Consider the following 16,159-nt stretch of genomic DNA (forward strand, 5'->3'; position numbering starts at 1 on the left):
CTCGTTGCTCCCCGCGTGGAGTCGCCCCGCCGGTTCGTCCACCGACCGGGGCGAGCGTTCGGTACAGGAGGACACTGATGTCCGGGACCACCTTGGCCGCCGAAGGCGGCGGGCTGTCCCTTACCGGCACACACCTGACGTACGTCGTCATCGCCGCGGTCATCGCGCTGGTGGCGCTGGGTTTCGCCGCCGCCCTGGTACGGGCGGTGCTGGCGACCGGTAAGGGCACCACGAACATGCAGGAGATCGCCGGCGCCGTGCAGGAAGGCGCGTCGGCGTACCTGTTCCGCCAGTTCAAAACCCTCGGCGTGTTCGTCGTACTCGCCGTCATACTGCTCTTCCTGCTCCCTGTGCACGAGACACAGGGCAGCGAGACGATGGTGAAGGTCGGTCGATCCGTCTTCTTCGTGGTGGGCGCGGTGTTCAGCGCGTTCATCGGCGGCGCCGGGATGGCGCTGGCCACCCGGGCGAACCTGCGGGTCGCCGCAGCGGCCGGCACCGGCGCCGGTGGCCGGGAGAACGCGATGAAGATCGCCTTCCGGACCGGCGGCGTGGTCGGCTTCCTCACGGTGGGCCTCGGCCTGTTCGGCGCGGCCCTGGTGGTCGTCCTCTACCGGGTCGACGCACCGACCGTGCTGGAGGGCTTCGGCTTCGGCGCCGCCCTGCTGGCCATGTTCATGCGGGTCGGCGGCGGCATCTTCACCAAGGCCGCCGACGTCGGCGCCGACCTGGTCGGCAAGGTCGAGCAGGGCATCCCGGAGGACGACGCCCGTAACCCGGCGACCATCGCCGACAACGTGGGCGACAACGTCGGTGACTGCGCAGGCATGGCCGCCGACCTGTTCGAGTCGTACGCGGTGACCCTGGTCGCCGCGCTGATCCTGGGCCGGGCCGCGTTCGGCGAGGAAGGCCTGGTCTTCCCGCTGATCGTCTCCACCATCGGTGCGGTGATCGCGCTGTTCGGCGTACTGATCACCCGACTGCGCCCGTCGGACCGCAACGGCATGGTGGCGATCAACCGGGCGTTCTTCACCTCGGCGGTGCTGGCCGCGGTGCTGGTCGCCGTCGCCGCCTTCCTCTACCTGCCGAGCAGCTGGACGGCGCTGCTCGGCGACGACTGGCGTACACAGCTCGGTGTCGACGACGGGGCCGACCTGCCGCTGTCCCCGGCCGGCCTGGCCATCGGCGCGGTGCTCATCGGCATCGTGCTGGCCGCCGCGATCCAGCTGCTCACCGGATACTTCACCGAGGTGCACCGCCGCCCGGTGCAGGACATCGGCAAGAGCTCGCAGACCGGCGCGGCCACCGTCATCCTGGCCGGCATCAGCGTCGGTCTGGAGTCGGCGGTCTACTCGGCGCTGCTGGTCGGCGCGGGTGTGTTCGGGGCGTTCCTGCTCGGTGGCGGTTCCATCACCCTGTCGCTGTTCGCCGTGGCGCTGGCCGGCACCGGCCTGCTCACCACGGTCGGCGTGATCGTGGCGATGGACACCTTCGGCCCGATCTCCGACAACGCGCAGGGTATCGCCGAGATGTCCGGTGACATCGACGAGGCCGGCGCCCGTACCCTCACCGAGCTGGACGCGGTCGGCAACACCACGAAGGCGATCACCAAGGGCATCGCGATCGCCACCGCCGTGCTCGCCGCGACGGCGCTGTTCGGCTCCTACACCGACACGGTCAGCATCGCGTTGAACGACGCCGGGATCGACGACGTGCCGGGCTACCTGGCCGACTCGCTCAACGTCGCCAACCCGGGCAACCTGGTCGGTCTGATCATCGGTGCCGCGGTGGTCTTCCTCTTCTCCGGGCTGGCCATCAACGCGGTGTCCCGCTCGGCCGGCGCCGTCGTGCTGGAGGTCCGCCGCCAGTTCCGCGACAACCCCGGCATCATGGAACGGACCCAACGGCCGGAGTACGGCAAGGTGGTCGACATCTGCACCCGCGACGCCCAGCGGGAGCTGCTCACCCCGGGTCTGCTGGCGGTGCTGGCGCCGATCGCGGTCGGGTTCGGCCTCGGCGCCGGTGCCCTCGCCGCGTACCTGGCCGGCGCGATCGGCACCGGTGTGCTGATGGCGGTCTTCCTGGCCAACTCCGGCGGTGCCTGGGACAACGCCAAGAAGCTGGTCGAGGACGGCGCGCACGGTGGGAAGGGTTCCGAGGCGCACGCCGCCACGGTCATCGGCGACACCGTCGGCGACCCGTTCAAGGACACCGCCGGCCCGGCGATCAACCCGCTGCTCAAGGTGATGAACCTGGTGGCGCTGCTGATCGCCCCCGCGGTGATCATGTGGGGCGTGGGCACCGACCAGAACGACCCGCTGCGCATCGCCATCGCGGTGGTGGCGACCCTGGTCGTGGTAGCCGCGGTGGTGTTCACCAAGCGCAAGCCGATGGCGATGGGGGAGAACATCGACGGCGGCCCGGCCGGCGGCGGCAGCACCGGGTCCGAATCGGAGCGCGTGAGCGTCTGACCGACCTCCGACCGACCGGTCGCAGGCTGACCGGTCACCGTCCGACCGACCGGTGGCTCCGCCCGATCCCTGTGGACCGGGTGGAGCCACCGGCTTCGACGTACCGCCGACCGGCGGCGGGCCGTACGGCTGTCGTCACCGGTGCGTACGCTGCACAGCATGGGAGCGCGCCGCGTGGTGTCAACTGCCCGGATCGCAGTGCTGCTCACTGCCGTGGCGTTGACGCTGTCGGGCTGCGGTGGAGGGCCCAGCCCGGTCGTCTGGGCGGCCGAGGTGTGCACCGCGCTGCGCCCGTGGCGGGCCGAGATCAGCAATCTGACCAGCAGCACCCAGCAGCAGATGACCGCGCAGACGACCCCGGCGCAGGCGCAGGAGAACCTGGTCCGACTGCTGTCCGGTGCGGCCGCCGCGACCGAGACCGCCCGGGTCCGGGTGGTGGAGGCCGGGGTACCCGACGCGGACCAGGGTGAGCAGGTGGCCACCGGGTTCGCCGACTCGCTCGGCGCGGTACGCGACGCGTACGGCAAGGCCGAGGAGGGCATTGCCGAGCTGGACGCCACCGGACCGGCGGACAGCTTCTACGACGGGGTCGAGGCGGTGCTCGCCACCCTCACCGACGACTACCAGCGCAGCGCGCTGGACACCAGCTCACTGGATTCCGCGGAGCTCAATCGGGCCTTCGACGAGGTCCCGGAGTGTCGCTGACGCCGCCGACCGACTCCTCCGCCGGCGCCCCGACGGCCCGGCAGTTGTCGCTGTTCGGCGTGGCGGCGGCGGATCCGACGCCGGGCGACCTGGCGGGTCTGCTCGCCGGTCCGGGCCGGATCAGCCGAATGGGCGGCACGGTACGGGTGTCGGTGGACGTCGAGCCGGCCTGGCGGGTGCACGTGCTGGTGGCCGAGTTCCGGCGGCGCGGGCTGGCGCCGAGTTGGCGTCAGCTGCCGGACGGCCGGCTGACGGTGCGGACGGCGTACACGGCGGTGCTGGCCCGGCTCGGCGCGGCCTGGCTGCATCCGCCGACGCCGGACCAACCGGACGCCGACCTGCCGGAGGCCGCCCAACCGGAGGCCGCCCAACCGGAGGCCGACCTGCCGGACGCCGGGCCGGTGCGCGGCGAGGACGACCGGCTGGTGAAGCGGCCGCCGACCGGTTTCCACCTGGCTGGTCAGCGGCTGCGGCTGTGGGCTGCGGCGGCCGGTGCCAGGGACCCGCTCGGCTACCGGTTGCGGCTGGCCGAGTCGGACGCGGACAACTGGCCCCAGGTGGGTGCCGCGCTCGCCGCGATCGGGCTGCCGGCGGTGCTGCTCGATGCCCGGTCCGGCGGTCCGGCGTACCGGATCGTGGGCCGACGTCGGCTGACCAGGCTGGCCGAGCTGCTCGGCGACCGGCCCGCCGCCGCCCCCGAGGACGGCTGGGCGTGATACCGCGACCCCGTACGACCCGGTCCGACCCGGGGTCCGGCTGCTGTCCGACCCGGTCTGATCGCTGTCTGATCGCTGACAGAACAGCCGGGACATCGACCGACGCCAGCGGCTGCTGCGGTGCGGTGCGCCACGTCACGCCGGTCGGTGGGTGTACCGTGTCGCCGTTGGTGCGGTAGGAACGAGCTGGGTCGGCATCGGGTGGGCTGCTGACCGGCTGCGGTGAACCAACCGGACGACCGACGCAAATCGGGCCGAAGGCTTGGGTGCGTGTGCTCCACCGGCCCCGGGTTCGCGTTACGTTGGACATCGTGACCGTCGCCCGCCCGCTTGTCGTGGCGGGCGCCGGTCGATCTGGGCCGCCGCCTGTCGCCGGGCGGTCCGAGTGGGGTCGAGGTCAGGAGAGACGTGCCGAGCAACACCTCAACCAGCCGTCTGGTCATCGTCGAGTCGCCGGCGAAGGCCAAGACGATCTCGGGCTACCTGGGCCCGGGGTACGTCGTCGAGGCGAGCCTCGGGCATGTCCGGGACCTGCCGCGCAACGCCGCCGACGTGCCGGCCCGCTACAAGAAGGAGCCGTGGGCCCGGCTCGGCGTCGACGTCGACAACGGCTTCGCCGCGCTGTACGTCGTCTCGGCCGACCGTAAGCAGCAGATCGCCAAGCTGACCAAGCTGGCCAAGGAGGTCGACGAGGTCCTGCTCGCCACGGACGAGGACCGCGAGGGCGAAGCGATCGCCTGGCACCTGGTGGAGACCCTCAAACCCAAGGTGCCGGTGCGCCGGATGGTCTTCCACGAGATCACCCGCGCCGCCATCCGGGCCGCAGTGGCCAATCCCCGGGAGATCGACCGCAACCTGGTCGACGCCCAGGAGGCGCGGCGGATCCTGGACCGGCTGTACGGCTACGAGGTCTCGCCGGTGCTGTGGAAGAAGGTGATGCCCCGGCTGTCCGCCGGCCGGGTGCAGTCGGTGGCCACCCGGATCGTGGTGGAGCGCGAGCGGCAGCGGATGGCGTTCCGTACCGCCGAGTATTGGGACATCCAGGCCACCCTGGCGGTGACCGGCCAGCCGGCGGCCGACGCCGACGGACCCCGCTCGTTCACCGCCAACCTGATCGCGCTCGGCGGCGACCGGATCGCCACCGGCAAGGATTTCGAGCCGAGCACCGGACGGGTCCGCCCGGAGGCGTCGGTGGTGCACCTGGACGGCGACGGGGCGCGGGGCCTGGCGGCCCGGCTCGACGGTCGGCCGTTCACCGTCACCCGGGTCGAGGAGAAGCCGTACCGCCGGCGGCCGTACGCCCCGTTCATTACCTCCACCCTGCAACAGGAAGCGGCCCGCAAGCTGCGGTTCTCGTCGCAGCAGACGATGCGCACCGCGCAGCGGCTGTACGAGAACGGCTACATCACCTACATGCGGACCGACTCGGTCAACCTGTCGGAGACGGCGATCGCCGCCGCCCGCAGCCAGGTCGCCGAGCTGTACGGCGACCGTTTCGTTCCACCGGAGCCGCGTCGCTATACCGGCAAGGTCAAGAACGCCCAGGAGGCGCACGAGGCCATCCGCCCCGCTGGTGACCAGTTCCGCACTCCCGGGGAGTTGGCCAACGAACTGTCCGCCGAGGAGTTCAAGCTCTACGAGCTGATCTGGCGGCGGACCATCGCGTCCCAGATGACCGACGCGGTGGGTTCCAGCGTGTCGGTACGGATCCGGGCCGTCTCGACCGCCGGCGAGGAGTGCGACTTCGGTGCGACCGGCAAGACGATCACCGACCCGGGCTTTCTGCGCGCCTACGTCGAGTCCTCCGACGACGAGTCGGCCGAGGCGGAGGACGCCGAGCGCCGGCTGCCGAACCTGGCCAAGGATCAGCCACTCACCGCGCGGGAGCTGGCGGCGGTCGGGCACAGCACCCAGCCGCCGGCCCGCTACACCGAGGCCTCCCTGGTCAAGGCGTTGGAGGAGCTGGGCATCGGGCGGCCGTCCACCTACGCGTCGATCATGCAGACGATCCAGGACCGGGGGTACGTCGCCAAACGCGGCCAGGCGCTCATCCCGTCGTTCCTGGCCTTCGCGGTGATCGGGCTGCTGGAGCGGCACTATCCGCGACTGGTCGACTACAACTTCACCGCCAGCATGGAGAACGAGCTGGACGAGATCGCGTCCGGCGACCACCAGGCAGTGGACTTCCTCACCTCGTTCTACTTCGGCAGCGACACCGCCGGGGACGAGTCGGTCGCCCGCTCCGGTGGCCTCAAGCGGCTGGTCACCGAGAAGCTCGCCGAGATCGACGCTCGCAGCGTGAATTCGATCCCGCTCGGTGTCGACGACGAGGGCCGTCAGGTCGTCGTCCGGGTCGGCCGCTACGGTCCGTACCTGCAGCGGTTCCTGCCCGACACGGAGGGTGCCGACCACGCGGCGGCCGGGCCGACCGGTGGCGGCCCAGCGGCCGGGTCGAACGGTGGTGGCTCAGCGGCCGCGCCCACAGTTGGCGCTGCCGGCGGAGCCGAGCCGGCGGCCGGTGGCGGTGACGAGGCGGAGGGGGCGGCAGCCGGAGCCGGCGGGGACCGCGTTTCGCTGCCGGAGGGGATCGCGCCGGACGAGCTGACCCCGGAGAAGATCAACGAACTGTTCCTCGGCGGTGGTGGCGAGCGCAAGCTCGGCGAACACCCGGAGACCGGCGAGCCGATCGTGCTCAAGTCCGGCCGGTTCGGCCCGTACGTCGCCAGTGGCGAGCGCCGCTCCTCATTGCTGCGCTCCCAGTCACCGGAGACGCTGAGCATCGCCGAGGCGCTGCGGCTGCTGTCGCTGCCCCGGGTGGTCGGGGTGGCACCGGATGGTGCCGAGGTGCTCGCCGCCGCCGGCCGGTACGGCCCGTACGTCAAAAAGGGCGACGAGTTCCGGTCGCTGGAGTCCGAGGAACAGCTGTTCACCGTCTCGCTGGACGAGGCGTTGACGTTGCTCGCCGCGCCGAAGACCCGGCAGCGGCGGGCCGCCGCGCCGCCGTTGCGGGAGATGGGCGCGGATCCGCTCACCGAGCGCCCGCTGGTGATCAAGGACGGCCGGTTCGGCCCGTACGTCACCGACGGCGAGAGCAACGCCTCGCTGCGGCGTGGCCAGACGCCCGAGTCGTTGACGATCGAGCAGGCGTCGGAGATGTTGGCCGAGAAGCGGGCGAAGGGCCCGGCGCCGCGTAAGAAGGCGGCGAAGAAAGCACCGGCGAAGAAGACCACCGCCAAGAACGCCGGTGCGAAGACCGCGGCCAAGGCGACCACCGCCAAGGCGACCGGTGCGAAGAAGACTGCGGCCAAGAAGACCGCGGCCAAGAAGGCGGCGCCGAAGAAGGCCACCGCCAGCCGGGCCGCAGACCAGTCCGACGACTCCTGACCACGCCGCAGACCACGCCGCCGAACGCGCGCCAGGTAGATGACTCCTGGCCGTGCTCCTGGTCGTGCTTCTGGCCGGCGGTGGCCCGCCGCCGGTGAGATTGTCATGAATGATCTTCGTAAATGATCTTCATGGTCAGGATGATGTGGTACAGGTGAATACCGATATCCGTTTCGCTCGTTAATCCGAGTAACGTTTTTGATCTCACTGCTGCCGACGATGGTTCCGACGCGCGGGGGATCTTTCTCGGAAGGAGTGGGACGAGTGTCGACACCAGCCGTCACCAGTGGCCCGCTGCGGCGGGTGCCGGTCCAGGGGCGCAGTCTCGCCCGGGTCCAGCGCATGCTCGACGCGTGCGCCGAGATCGTGGACGAGGTTGGCTACGAGGGTCTGACGACGACCCTGCTCGCCGAACGAGCCGAGGTGGCCATCGGTTCCGTCTATCAGTTCTTTCCGGACAAGCGGGCGATCGTGCAGGCGCTGACGCTGCGCAACATCGAGGCGTACGTGCAGCGGCTCAACGAACGGTTCACCGGCGGCGAGTTCGACCACTGGTGGGACGGCGTCGCCGCCGGCATCGACGAGTACATCTGCATGCACCGGACGGTGCCCGGATTTCGCACCCTGCACTTCGGTGACGTGGTCGACGTACGGCTGCTGGACGAGAGCAGGGACAACAACGCGGTGATCGCCAGTGAGCTGTCCAAGGTACTGGTGGGGCGGTTCGGCATCCCGGACGAACCCCGGCTGCGGTTCGCGCTGCAGATCGCGGTGGAGGCCGCCGACGCGCTGATCAAACTGGCGTTCCGGCGCACCGCCGAGGGCGATGAGAGCGTACTGCGCGAAGCGAAGGCACTGATCCGCGAGTACCTGCACCGCCACGTCGACCCCGCCGCGACCGGTGACCGTGACCGCGACGGTGACCGTGACCGACCGGGCTGAGCGCCAGGATTAGAGTGTGACCGGGGCCCCGCCGCCGGGCCGACGGGGAGGAACGGTCATCGACGACAACGCCACCAGGCCGCAGCGCGGTGGTGCGCCCGACACACCGCCGGCCGACCAGGCTGCCGCCCCGGTCGACCTGTCCGGTCTGCCGGCGCTGCGTTCGGTGCTGCGCATCCGTCCGTTCCGGCGGCTGTGGATCGTGCTCGGGGTCGCCTCGTTCAGCGACTGGCTGGGCCTGCTCGCCACCTCGATCTTCGCGGCCGGGCAGGTCTCCGGCGGTGCGGCGCAGGGCGCGGCGTTCGGCGGTGTGATCGCCGTACGGCTGCTGCCGGCGTTGGTCCTCGGCCCGGTCGCCGGGGTGCTCGCCGACCGGTTCGACCGCCGCTACACGATGGTCATCTGCGACCTGCTCCGGTTCGTGCTGTTCGCCTCCATCCCGCTGCTGCCGATGTTCGGCGCGAGCGGTGCACTCACGGTCGCCTGGGCGGCGATCGCGATCTTCCTGATCGAGACGATCACGTTGATCTGGATCCCGGCGAAGGAGGCGGCGGTCCCCAACCTGATCCCCAAGGCCCGGCTGGAGATCGCCAACCAGCTCACCCTGATCGCCACGTACGGGTTCACCCCGGTGCTCGCCGCGATCAGTCTGGCTGTCCTCGACGCCGCCGTCCGGGCGGCGGCGGTGACCGATCTGCCGGCCTGGGCGGAGCCGGCGCAGTTGGCGCTGTTCTTCAACGCAGCCTCCCGGCTGGCCACGGCGATCGTGGTCTTCTACGGCATCAAGGAGATCAGCGGACGGGCCGTCGCCGCCGGGCACGCCGACCAGAGCCTGATCCGGCAGTTCGTCGAGGGGTGGCGGTTCATCGGCCAGACCCCGCTGGTCCGGGGCCTGGTGCTGGGCATCTTCGGCGCGTTCGCCGGTGGTGGCATCGTGATCGGCACCGCGAAGTTCTTCACCGCCTCGCTGAGCGCCGGTGACGCCGCGTTCTATCTGCTCTTCGCGGCGATCTTCGTCGGGCTGGGCGCCGGGATCGGGCTGGGCCCGACGGTGGTGCGTGACCTGTCCCGGCGGCGCTGGTTCGGGCTGAGCATCGTGCTGGCCAGCGGCTCGGTGCTGATCCTCGCCCTGTCCATCCACCTGTCCATGGCCATCCTCGGCGCGGTGCTGGTCGGCGCGGCGGCCGGGATGGCGTTCCTGGCCGGGATCACCCTGCTCGGCGGCGAGATCGCCGACGACGTCCGGGGCCGGGTCTTCGCCGTGGTGCAGACCGGCACCCGGGTGGTGCTGATGCTGGCCATCTCGGTCAGCAGCGTACTGGTCGGCGTGGGCGGCTCCCGCCAGCTGCAGATCGCCAACCTGGGCGTCTCGTTCTCCTCGACCCGGTTGCTGCTGCTGCTCGCCGGGGTGTTCGGCATCTTCGCCGGGCTCAGCGCCTTCCGCCAGATGGACGACAAACCGGGCGTTCCGGTCCTGGCCGACCTGTGGGGGTCGATCCGGGGGCGACCGTTGACGTCGGTGGAGCCGTTCACCGCCAACGGGGTCTTCGTCGTCTTCGAAGGCGGCGAGGGCGCCGGCAAGTCGACACAGGTGACAGCGTTGGCGCAGGCGCTGCGCGAGCGGGGCCGGGAGGTGGTGGTGACCCGCGAACCGGGGGCCAGCGGCCTCGGCGAGAAGATCCGCCGGCTGGTGCTCGACGGCGGCCCGGACGCGCCGTCGCCCCGCGCGGAGGCCCTGCTGTACGCCGCCGACCGGGCCCACCATGTGGCGACCGTGGTCCGGCCGGCGCTGGCCCGGGGCGCGGTCGTGATCAGCGACCGCTACGTCGATTCGTCGTTGGCGTACCAGGGTGCCGGGCGGACCCTGCCGGTCGATGAGGTCTCCTGGCTCTCCTCCTGGGCCACCGGGGGTCTCAAACCCGACCTGGTGGTGCTGCTGGACATCGAGCCACGGGCCGGCCTGGACCGGGCGCAGCGGCGCGGGGCCGGTGCCGACCGGCTGGAGAGCGAGTCGCTGGCGTTCCACGAACGGGTCCGGTACGCGTTCCTCGACCTGGCCGCCGCCGAGCCGAAACGCTATTTGGTGCTGGACGCCACCCGGGGCGTCGACGAGGTACGCGGCGCGGTGCTCGACCGGGTCGAGGTGCTGACCGGCCGGGCCGACCCGGCGGCACCCGTCGCCGCCACCGAGCCGAACGCCGATGCCGAGCCGAACGCCGATGCCGGAGCGGGGCGACCGACGTGACGACCGCGACCGACGTGACGACCGTGAGCATGCCCGCTGACGTCTTCGCCGACCTGGTCGGCCAGGACGAGGCGGTGCAGACCCTGCGCCGGGCCGCTGCGGCAGCTGGCGAACTGCTCGCCGCCGGCGACGGCGACCCGCCGCCGTCGGCCGGAGCGATGACCCACGCCTGGATTTTCACCGGGCCGCCCGGCTCCGGGCGGTCGGTGGCCGCCCGCGCGCTGGCCGCCGCGCTGCAGTGCCTGCACGGGCAGGGCTGCGGCCGGTGCGCCGGCTGCCACACCACCCGGGCCGGTACCCACGCCGACGTCCGGTTCGTCGTGCCGGACGGCCTGTCGATCAGCGTCGGCGAGATGCGCGCGCTGGTGCTGCGGGCCGCCAGCACCCCGTCGGCCGGACGCTGGCAGGTGCTGGTGATCGAGGACGCCGACCGGCTCACCGAGGCGGCCGGCAACGCGCTGCTCAAGGCGATCGAGGAACCGCCGCCCAGGACGGTGTTCCTGCTCTGTACGCCGTCCACCCACCCGGACGACATTTCGGTGACCATCCGGTCCCGCTGCCGGGTGGTCAGCCTGCGGCAGCCGCCGGCCGAGGCGGTCGCCCAGGTGCTGGCCGAGCGGGACGGCGTACCGGCGGAGACCGCCACCTGGGCGGCGGCGGCCGCGCAGGGGCACGTCGGCCGGGCCCGGCGGCTGGCCCAGGACCAGCAGGCGCGGGAGCGCCGGGAGGCCGTCCTGGCGGTGCCGCGCCGGCTGACCACGGTCGGAGCCTGCTTCGACGCCGCGTCGGCGTTGATCGCCGCCGCCGAGGCGGAGGCCGAGGCGGCGGTCGCCGAGGTCGACGCGGCGGAGCGTACGGCGCTGCAGACCGCGCTGGGCGCCGGCGGTACCGGGCGCGGTGCCGCCAGCGCGGCCCGGGGGACCGCCGGGCAGATCAAGGAGCTGGAACGGCGGCAGAAGTCCCGGGCCACCCGGGCGCAGCGGGACGCGTTGGACCGGGCGCTGGTCGATCTGGCCGGCTTCTACCGAGACGTACTGGTTTCCGCGCTGCGGGCCCCGGTGGCCCCGGTGCACACCGACATCGCCGGGCTCACCGGCGCGGCTGCCGAAAAGTGGACAGCGGAGTCGGCGCTGCGCCGGCTGGAAGCGGTGCTGAGCTGCCGAGAAGCGATCACCGGCAACGTCAAGCCACGGATCGCCGTCGAAGCGATGATGCTCAGCCTCTGGCGCGGCTAGGTTGCTGCCGGTACGGTTCGGTGCCGTAGCGCAGCCCCATCCGTACGTAGGGTGCAGACCGGTCTGTGCCCGCTTGCCGACGATGGTGAGGACCCCGTGGTACGGCAGATCGACGAAGCGTGGATCGAGGACGCGGTCGAGCGGTACCGCCAGATCGAGGCCCGGCAGGTCGAGTTCGACAAGGCGGTGCACACCGTCGAGGTGACGGTGCGCTCGCCGGACGGGTCGGTCGAGATCGTGGTCAACGCCGCCGGCACCGTGACCGACGTGCGGATCCTCGGTCCCCTGCACACCCGGAGCAACACCGAACTGGCCGCCGCCGTGCGCTCCACGGTGGCGGCGGCAGCCGATGCCGCCCGCTGGGCGCGCGAGAAACTGTGGGCCGAGACGTTCGGTGCCCACCCGTCGCTGCGGGAGGTGTGACATGGACGCCACCGCGCAGCTGGTCGCCGCCGAGCTGGCGCGCTGCGCCGACCAGCTGACCGGCACCGCGAGCCAGCTGACCGGGCTGCGCGACAACGCAGACCGTGGACTGGGCGGCGGGCCGGGCGGCGAGTTGAGCGACGCCGCCGACGGCGGGCCGCAGGCGGCGTCGGCCGGCCGGTTGGGCGCGCTCACCGCAGCGCTGGGCCGGCAGTGGCGGGACACGGTGGCGCAGCGGGCAGCCGAAGCGGACGAGGCCGGCCGGCGACTCGCCGAAACCGCAGCCGGGTTGCGGTCCGTGGTCGGCGCGTACCGCGACGTCGACCTGACGGCCCGCCGCCGGCAGCCGACGGAGGGCAGCTGATGGACGTGTTGGACCGGGTCGCCGCCCCGGCCCGGGAGCTGCTGGCCCGGGTGGACGCGCTGCTCGTCGGCAACGGCGCGCCGCCGGGGCATCCGGTCTGGCCGCTGCTGCGCCAGGTGCGGGCGTTGCCCGGCGAAGCGGTGGCCGCGTTCGTCGCGGTGCGCCCGGAGCCGTTGGCCGCCGCCGGCACCGCGATCCGCCCGCAACTTGACGGGTACGCCGAAGCGGTCGACGTACTGGCCGGCCGGCTCGACTGGTCCGGCCCGGCGGCCCAGGCGTACGACGCGGCACGCCGTACCCTCGCCACCCGGCTGACCGGCGGCGGTGGCGCCGCCGACCCGGACAGCTTTGCCGGTCGGTTGGCGGCTACCGCCGGGTACGCCGAGGCGGTCGCCGACTGGGCGGCGCTGAGCCGGGCCGGCCTGGCCGCAGTGCTGGCCGAGGCGCTGGGCTCGGCCGAGGCGGTCACCGTACGGACCGCCGCCGCCGAATCCGGATGGTCCGCGTTTGGGCAGGTCGGATCGTTGGGGCCGGCCGACGCCGCCGCCACGATCGCGGCGGCGGTGCTGACCGCGATCCTGGAAATCACCGAGCGGGGCGAGGAGCTGCTGGAGCGCTGGCGGCCCCGGCTGGCACCGGCCGGCGGGCACCGACCGATCGACGTCGCCAGCCCGGGTGCCGGATCAGACGGGACGATCCGGCTGCGCTACTGACGGGGCTTCCGGCCCAACAGGGCGCGACGACCCCGGAACAGGCAACGGCGCCGCGCTCAGGAGCACGGCTTTTCGCCTGTTGCTCCGGCTGCGACGCCGTGGCCTTTCCTGCACCCCCCGCAGGCTCTTGATACCGAAGGGAACGCGGCCGACCCGGACAGGTTGCGGGCCGCCCGGCACATTCACCCGTTCAGCCGACCCCGTCCGGCGGATCGGCTGTCGCCGGCTGCCTTCTCGATGCCGGGAGGTCGACGTAGGGTAGGGCCATGGGGATGCTCTGCGCGGTCAGCTTCAACCGGTACGGGCGCCTCTTCTACCTCGACCCCGGGGATCTGCGGCCGGCGGTCGGCGACAAGGTGCTGGTGCCCACCGACGACGGCACCGAGGTCGCCGAGTGCGTCTGGGCCCCGCAGTGGGTCGACGATCCGACCGACGGCTTTCCCCGGCTGGCCGGCCTGGCCACCGAGCAGGATCTGCACCGTGACGAGGTGCAGCGCAAACGCAAGGCGGAGGCGAAGGTCGCGGCGAAGCGGCTGATCCGCGAGCACGGCCTGCCGATGAAGGTGGTCGCTGTCGACCATGTCCTGGAGCAAGGGTCGCTGCAGAGCGCCCGGGCCACCATCTACTTCACCGCGCCGCACCGGGTCGACTTCCGGTCGCTGGTGCGCGACCTCGGTGCGACCCTGCACTGCCGGGTGGAGCTGCGGCAGCTGTCGGCCCGCGACTCGGCCCGGGTGCAGGGCGGCATCGGCTCCTGTGGCCGGGACCTGTGCTGCGCCACCTTCCTCACCGACTTCGAGCCGGTGACCATCCGGATGGCCAAGGACCAGGACCTGCCGCTCAACCCGCTACGCATCTCCGGGGCCTGCGGCCGGCTGATGTGCTGCCTCAAGTACGAACATCCGCTGTACGCGGAGAGCGGCAGCTACCCCACGTCGGGTCAGCGGGTCGAGACCCCGGACGGGCCGGCCAAGGTGGTGTCGCGGCATCCGCCGAGCGAGTCGGTCACCGTACGGCAGATTGCCGACGGGGCGGTGAAACGCTGCGCCCTGGCCGACGTCTGCGGTCCGCGCCGCGCCCACGACCAGGCGTACGGCTGACCTCGCGGCGCACCGGACGTCGCGGCTCAGCGGATGGTGATCGGCTCCTCGGCGAGTCGGGTGGCCAGCGGCTGTTCCGGCACGATCCACGGGGCGTGCGCGGGGGCCTGCGGGTCGGCCCGCCAGCGCTGGCACACCCGGTCGACGGCCACCGGGTAGAGGGTCAGCGACCCGTCGGCGGCGATCCGCATCCGGATGAAGCACTTCGAGTCCTCGATGCCCTGCCCGGCGAACAGCTCGTTGAGGTTGACGTCGAAGGTGCCGGCCAGCACCAGATATCCGGCGGTCAGCTGGCTGGCGACCAGCCCGGCGACCGGGCCGTAGACGACCGCGGCGGCGACCACCGGCAACGGCCAGGGCCAGTCGACGAACGGCAGCTCCAGCCAGATCAGCGCACCGACCCAGGCCAGCGCGATGTGTGCGACGCCGTGGCCGAGCCCGAGCAGCCAGTGCCGGGAATGTCGGGCACCGCTGGCGCTCGGCGGCTTGGCGAAGACCACCGACGCGGCGAGGGTGAGCACCACCATCGCGACCAGCGGGATGCTGAACAGCCGCTGGTTGTCGGGGTCGGCCCAGGAGACGATGACCCCGGCGACGGCCAGCATCAGCAGCGTCTGCAGGGTGCCGAGCAGGGTGGCGAAGCCCGGGTTGCGGCGCGGCAGCCGGTGGAAGATCCCCCAGCTGTAGCGGCGGGACCGGGCCGCCTCCGGGTAGCGGCCGGCCAGCTCGTAGTCGCGGTGCGGGCTGGCGTTGCGGGCGAGGGAGTCGACCGGCGGTACGGTGATCCGCTCGGGCAGCTTGTGCGTCGCCGACAGGTAGGCGCCGCCGCCCCCGCAGGTGATCAGCTGCCGGTCCGGGTTGGCGTACCGGGCGTAGTGGTGCTGGTCGCCGGAGATCATCAGCGGCACCCGGGCGCCGGTCGGCTCGATCACCGTACGCAGGAAGTAGTCGACCGCGTCGTAGGCCTGCGGGTCGCCGACCGCCTTGACCCAGGCCGGTTCCGGCACCGCCAGGATCACCCGGTCGCCCGGCTTGAGCTGCCCGGCCGCCTTCTCGAAGTAGATCAGCTGCGGGTCGTCCAGGTACGCGCCGAACTGCTCGTCGATGGCGAACAACCACCAGTCGTTCGGCAGCCGGGTGGCGAAGTACGACCGTTTCTGCTCGGTGCGCCAGCCACCGATGGTGGCGTCGCGCCGCCGGGCGAACAGCCGCAGGAACGCGGTGAGCCCGTCGTACCAGTCGTGGTTGCCGGGGATGGCGTACAGCGTGGGCCGCTGCTGCCCGGCCGGCGGCTTCGGGAAGGCCGCCTGGTACGGCCCCTTGCTCCGGTCCTCGTACGCCTCGCCGCTGGCCGCCGGGTAGACCTGGTCGCCGCCCATCACCAGCAGGTCGCCGCGGCGCAGCCGGCCGGCGCCGTCGACGTCCAGCTCCGGCTGCGCCAGCAGGTACGCCAGCGAGTAGGTGGCCGGGAAGCCGTCACCCAGGTCGGCCACGTAGTCGATCCACAGCTCCCCGTCGACGGCGTCGTGGTGGTGCACGTCGTCGGGGAGGGCACCCTGCAGTTCCCGCTTGTCGAGGTACGCACCGAACAGCGTCGCCAGCAGGGTGCGCAGCCCGGTGCTGAGCAGCAGCATCGGGGCCAGCCAGGGCACTGGGGGGCGGGGGGTGAAGCCGAGCTCCCTCGGGTCCAGCGACCGGGGTCGGTGATGGTCGGCGGCGGCTGGGGCAGGCGTGCTCGGTTCGTCCGTCACACGTCCGGAGCCTACTGTCGGTCATCGACGCCTGTCACCCGTGGCCGGGCCCGGTCGTACCTGTCGGTGCACCGGCCGGCCGGCGTGATCTCCGCCCGGTGCCGTACACT

Annotated in this window: 12 protein-coding genes; 11 read left to right on the forward strand and 1 reads right to left on the reverse strand. The window is 72.2% G+C overall.

Features of this window, described 5'->3' with window-relative positions; translation table 11 throughout:
- Positions 1-77 precede the first annotated feature (77 nt).
- The 11 genes from ACN27J_RS23325 (at position 78) to ACN27J_RS23375 (ending at position 14,298) form a co-directional block, all read left to right on the forward strand.
- On the forward strand, positions 78-2,471 hold the full coding sequence (locus tag ACN27J_RS23325) for a sodium-translocating pyrophosphatase (RefSeq protein ID WP_421369500.1): 2,394 nt from the start codon (positions 78-80) through the stop codon (positions 2,469-2,471).
- Between the two features lie 159 nt (positions 2,472-2,630).
- Positions 2,631-3,176 carry a hypothetical protein gene (locus ACN27J_RS23330; RefSeq protein ID WP_421369502.1) on the forward strand — a complete coding sequence of 182 codons (546 nt, stop codon included), beginning with the start codon at positions 2,631-2,633 and terminating at the stop codon, positions 3,174-3,176.
- Positions 3,167-3,892, forward strand: coding sequence for a hypothetical protein (locus tag ACN27J_RS23335; RefSeq protein ID WP_421369504.1), 726 nt, complete (start codon positions 3,167-3,169; stop codon positions 3,890-3,892). The genes ACN27J_RS23330 and ACN27J_RS23335 overlap by 10 nt, the downstream gene beginning before the upstream one ends.
- A gap of 408 nt (positions 3,893-4,300) precedes the next feature.
- Positions 4,301-7,276 carry a type I DNA topoisomerase gene (topA, locus tag ACN27J_RS23340; protein WP_421369506.1) on the forward strand — a complete coding sequence of 992 codons (2,976 nt, stop codon included), beginning with the start codon at positions 4,301-4,303 and terminating at the stop codon, positions 7,274-7,276.
- 264 nt (positions 7,277-7,540) lie between these two features.
- Positions 7,541-8,218 (forward strand): TetR family transcriptional regulator, encoded by a 678-nt coding sequence (locus ACN27J_RS23345; RefSeq protein ID WP_421369507.1) that lies wholly within the window; start codon positions 7,541-7,543, stop codon positions 8,216-8,218.
- Between the two features lie 202 nt (positions 8,219-8,420).
- Positions 8,421-10,463 (forward strand): dTMP kinase, encoded by a 2,043-nt coding sequence (gene tmk / locus ACN27J_RS23350; RefSeq protein ID WP_421372406.1) that lies wholly within the window; start codon positions 8,421-8,423, stop codon positions 10,461-10,463.
- A gap of 29 nt (positions 10,464-10,492) precedes the next feature.
- Positions 10,493-11,698 (forward strand): DNA polymerase III subunit delta', encoded by a 1,206-nt coding sequence (locus ACN27J_RS23355; protein ID WP_278174723.1) that lies wholly within the window; start codon positions 10,493-10,495, stop codon positions 11,696-11,698.
- A gap of 96 nt (positions 11,699-11,794) precedes the next feature.
- Positions 11,795-12,121, forward strand: coding sequence for a YbaB/EbfC family nucleoid-associated protein (locus tag ACN27J_RS23360; protein WP_416556456.1), 327 nt, complete (start codon positions 11,795-11,797; stop codon positions 12,119-12,121).
- A gap of 1 nt (position 12,122) precedes the next feature.
- Positions 12,123-12,485 carry a hypothetical protein gene (locus tag ACN27J_RS23365; RefSeq protein ID WP_421369509.1) on the forward strand — a complete coding sequence of 121 codons (363 nt, stop codon included), beginning with the start codon at positions 12,123-12,125 and terminating at the stop codon, positions 12,483-12,485.
- Entirely contained in the window at positions 12,485-13,198 is a 714-nt protein-coding gene (locus ACN27J_RS23370) for a hypothetical protein (protein WP_421369511.1), read from the forward strand. Before ACN27J_RS23365 ends, ACN27J_RS23370 begins: the two co-directional genes overlap by 1 nt.
- 266 nt (positions 13,199-13,464) lie before the next feature.
- Positions 13,465-14,298 carry a PSP1 domain-containing protein gene (locus ACN27J_RS23375; protein WP_421369513.1) on the forward strand — a complete coding sequence of 278 codons (834 nt, stop codon included), beginning with the start codon at positions 13,465-13,467 and terminating at the stop codon, positions 14,296-14,298.
- Positions 14,299-14,324: 26 nt separating this feature from the next.
- On the opposite strand, the gene ACN27J_RS23380 is transcribed toward ACN27J_RS23375, so the two are convergent.
- Positions 14,325-16,049: a metallophosphoesterase gene (locus ACN27J_RS23380; protein WP_421369515.1), complete on the reverse strand. Its 1,725-nt coding sequence runs from the start codon at positions 16,047-16,049 to the stop codon at positions 14,325-14,327.
- Between the last annotated feature and the right edge of the window lie 110 nt (positions 16,050-16,159).

The organism is Solwaraspora sp. WMMB762 (assembly GCF_049179115.1).
In the GTDB taxonomy this organism is placed as follows: Bacteria; Actinomycetota; Actinomycetes; order Mycobacteriales; family Micromonosporaceae; genus Micromonospora_E.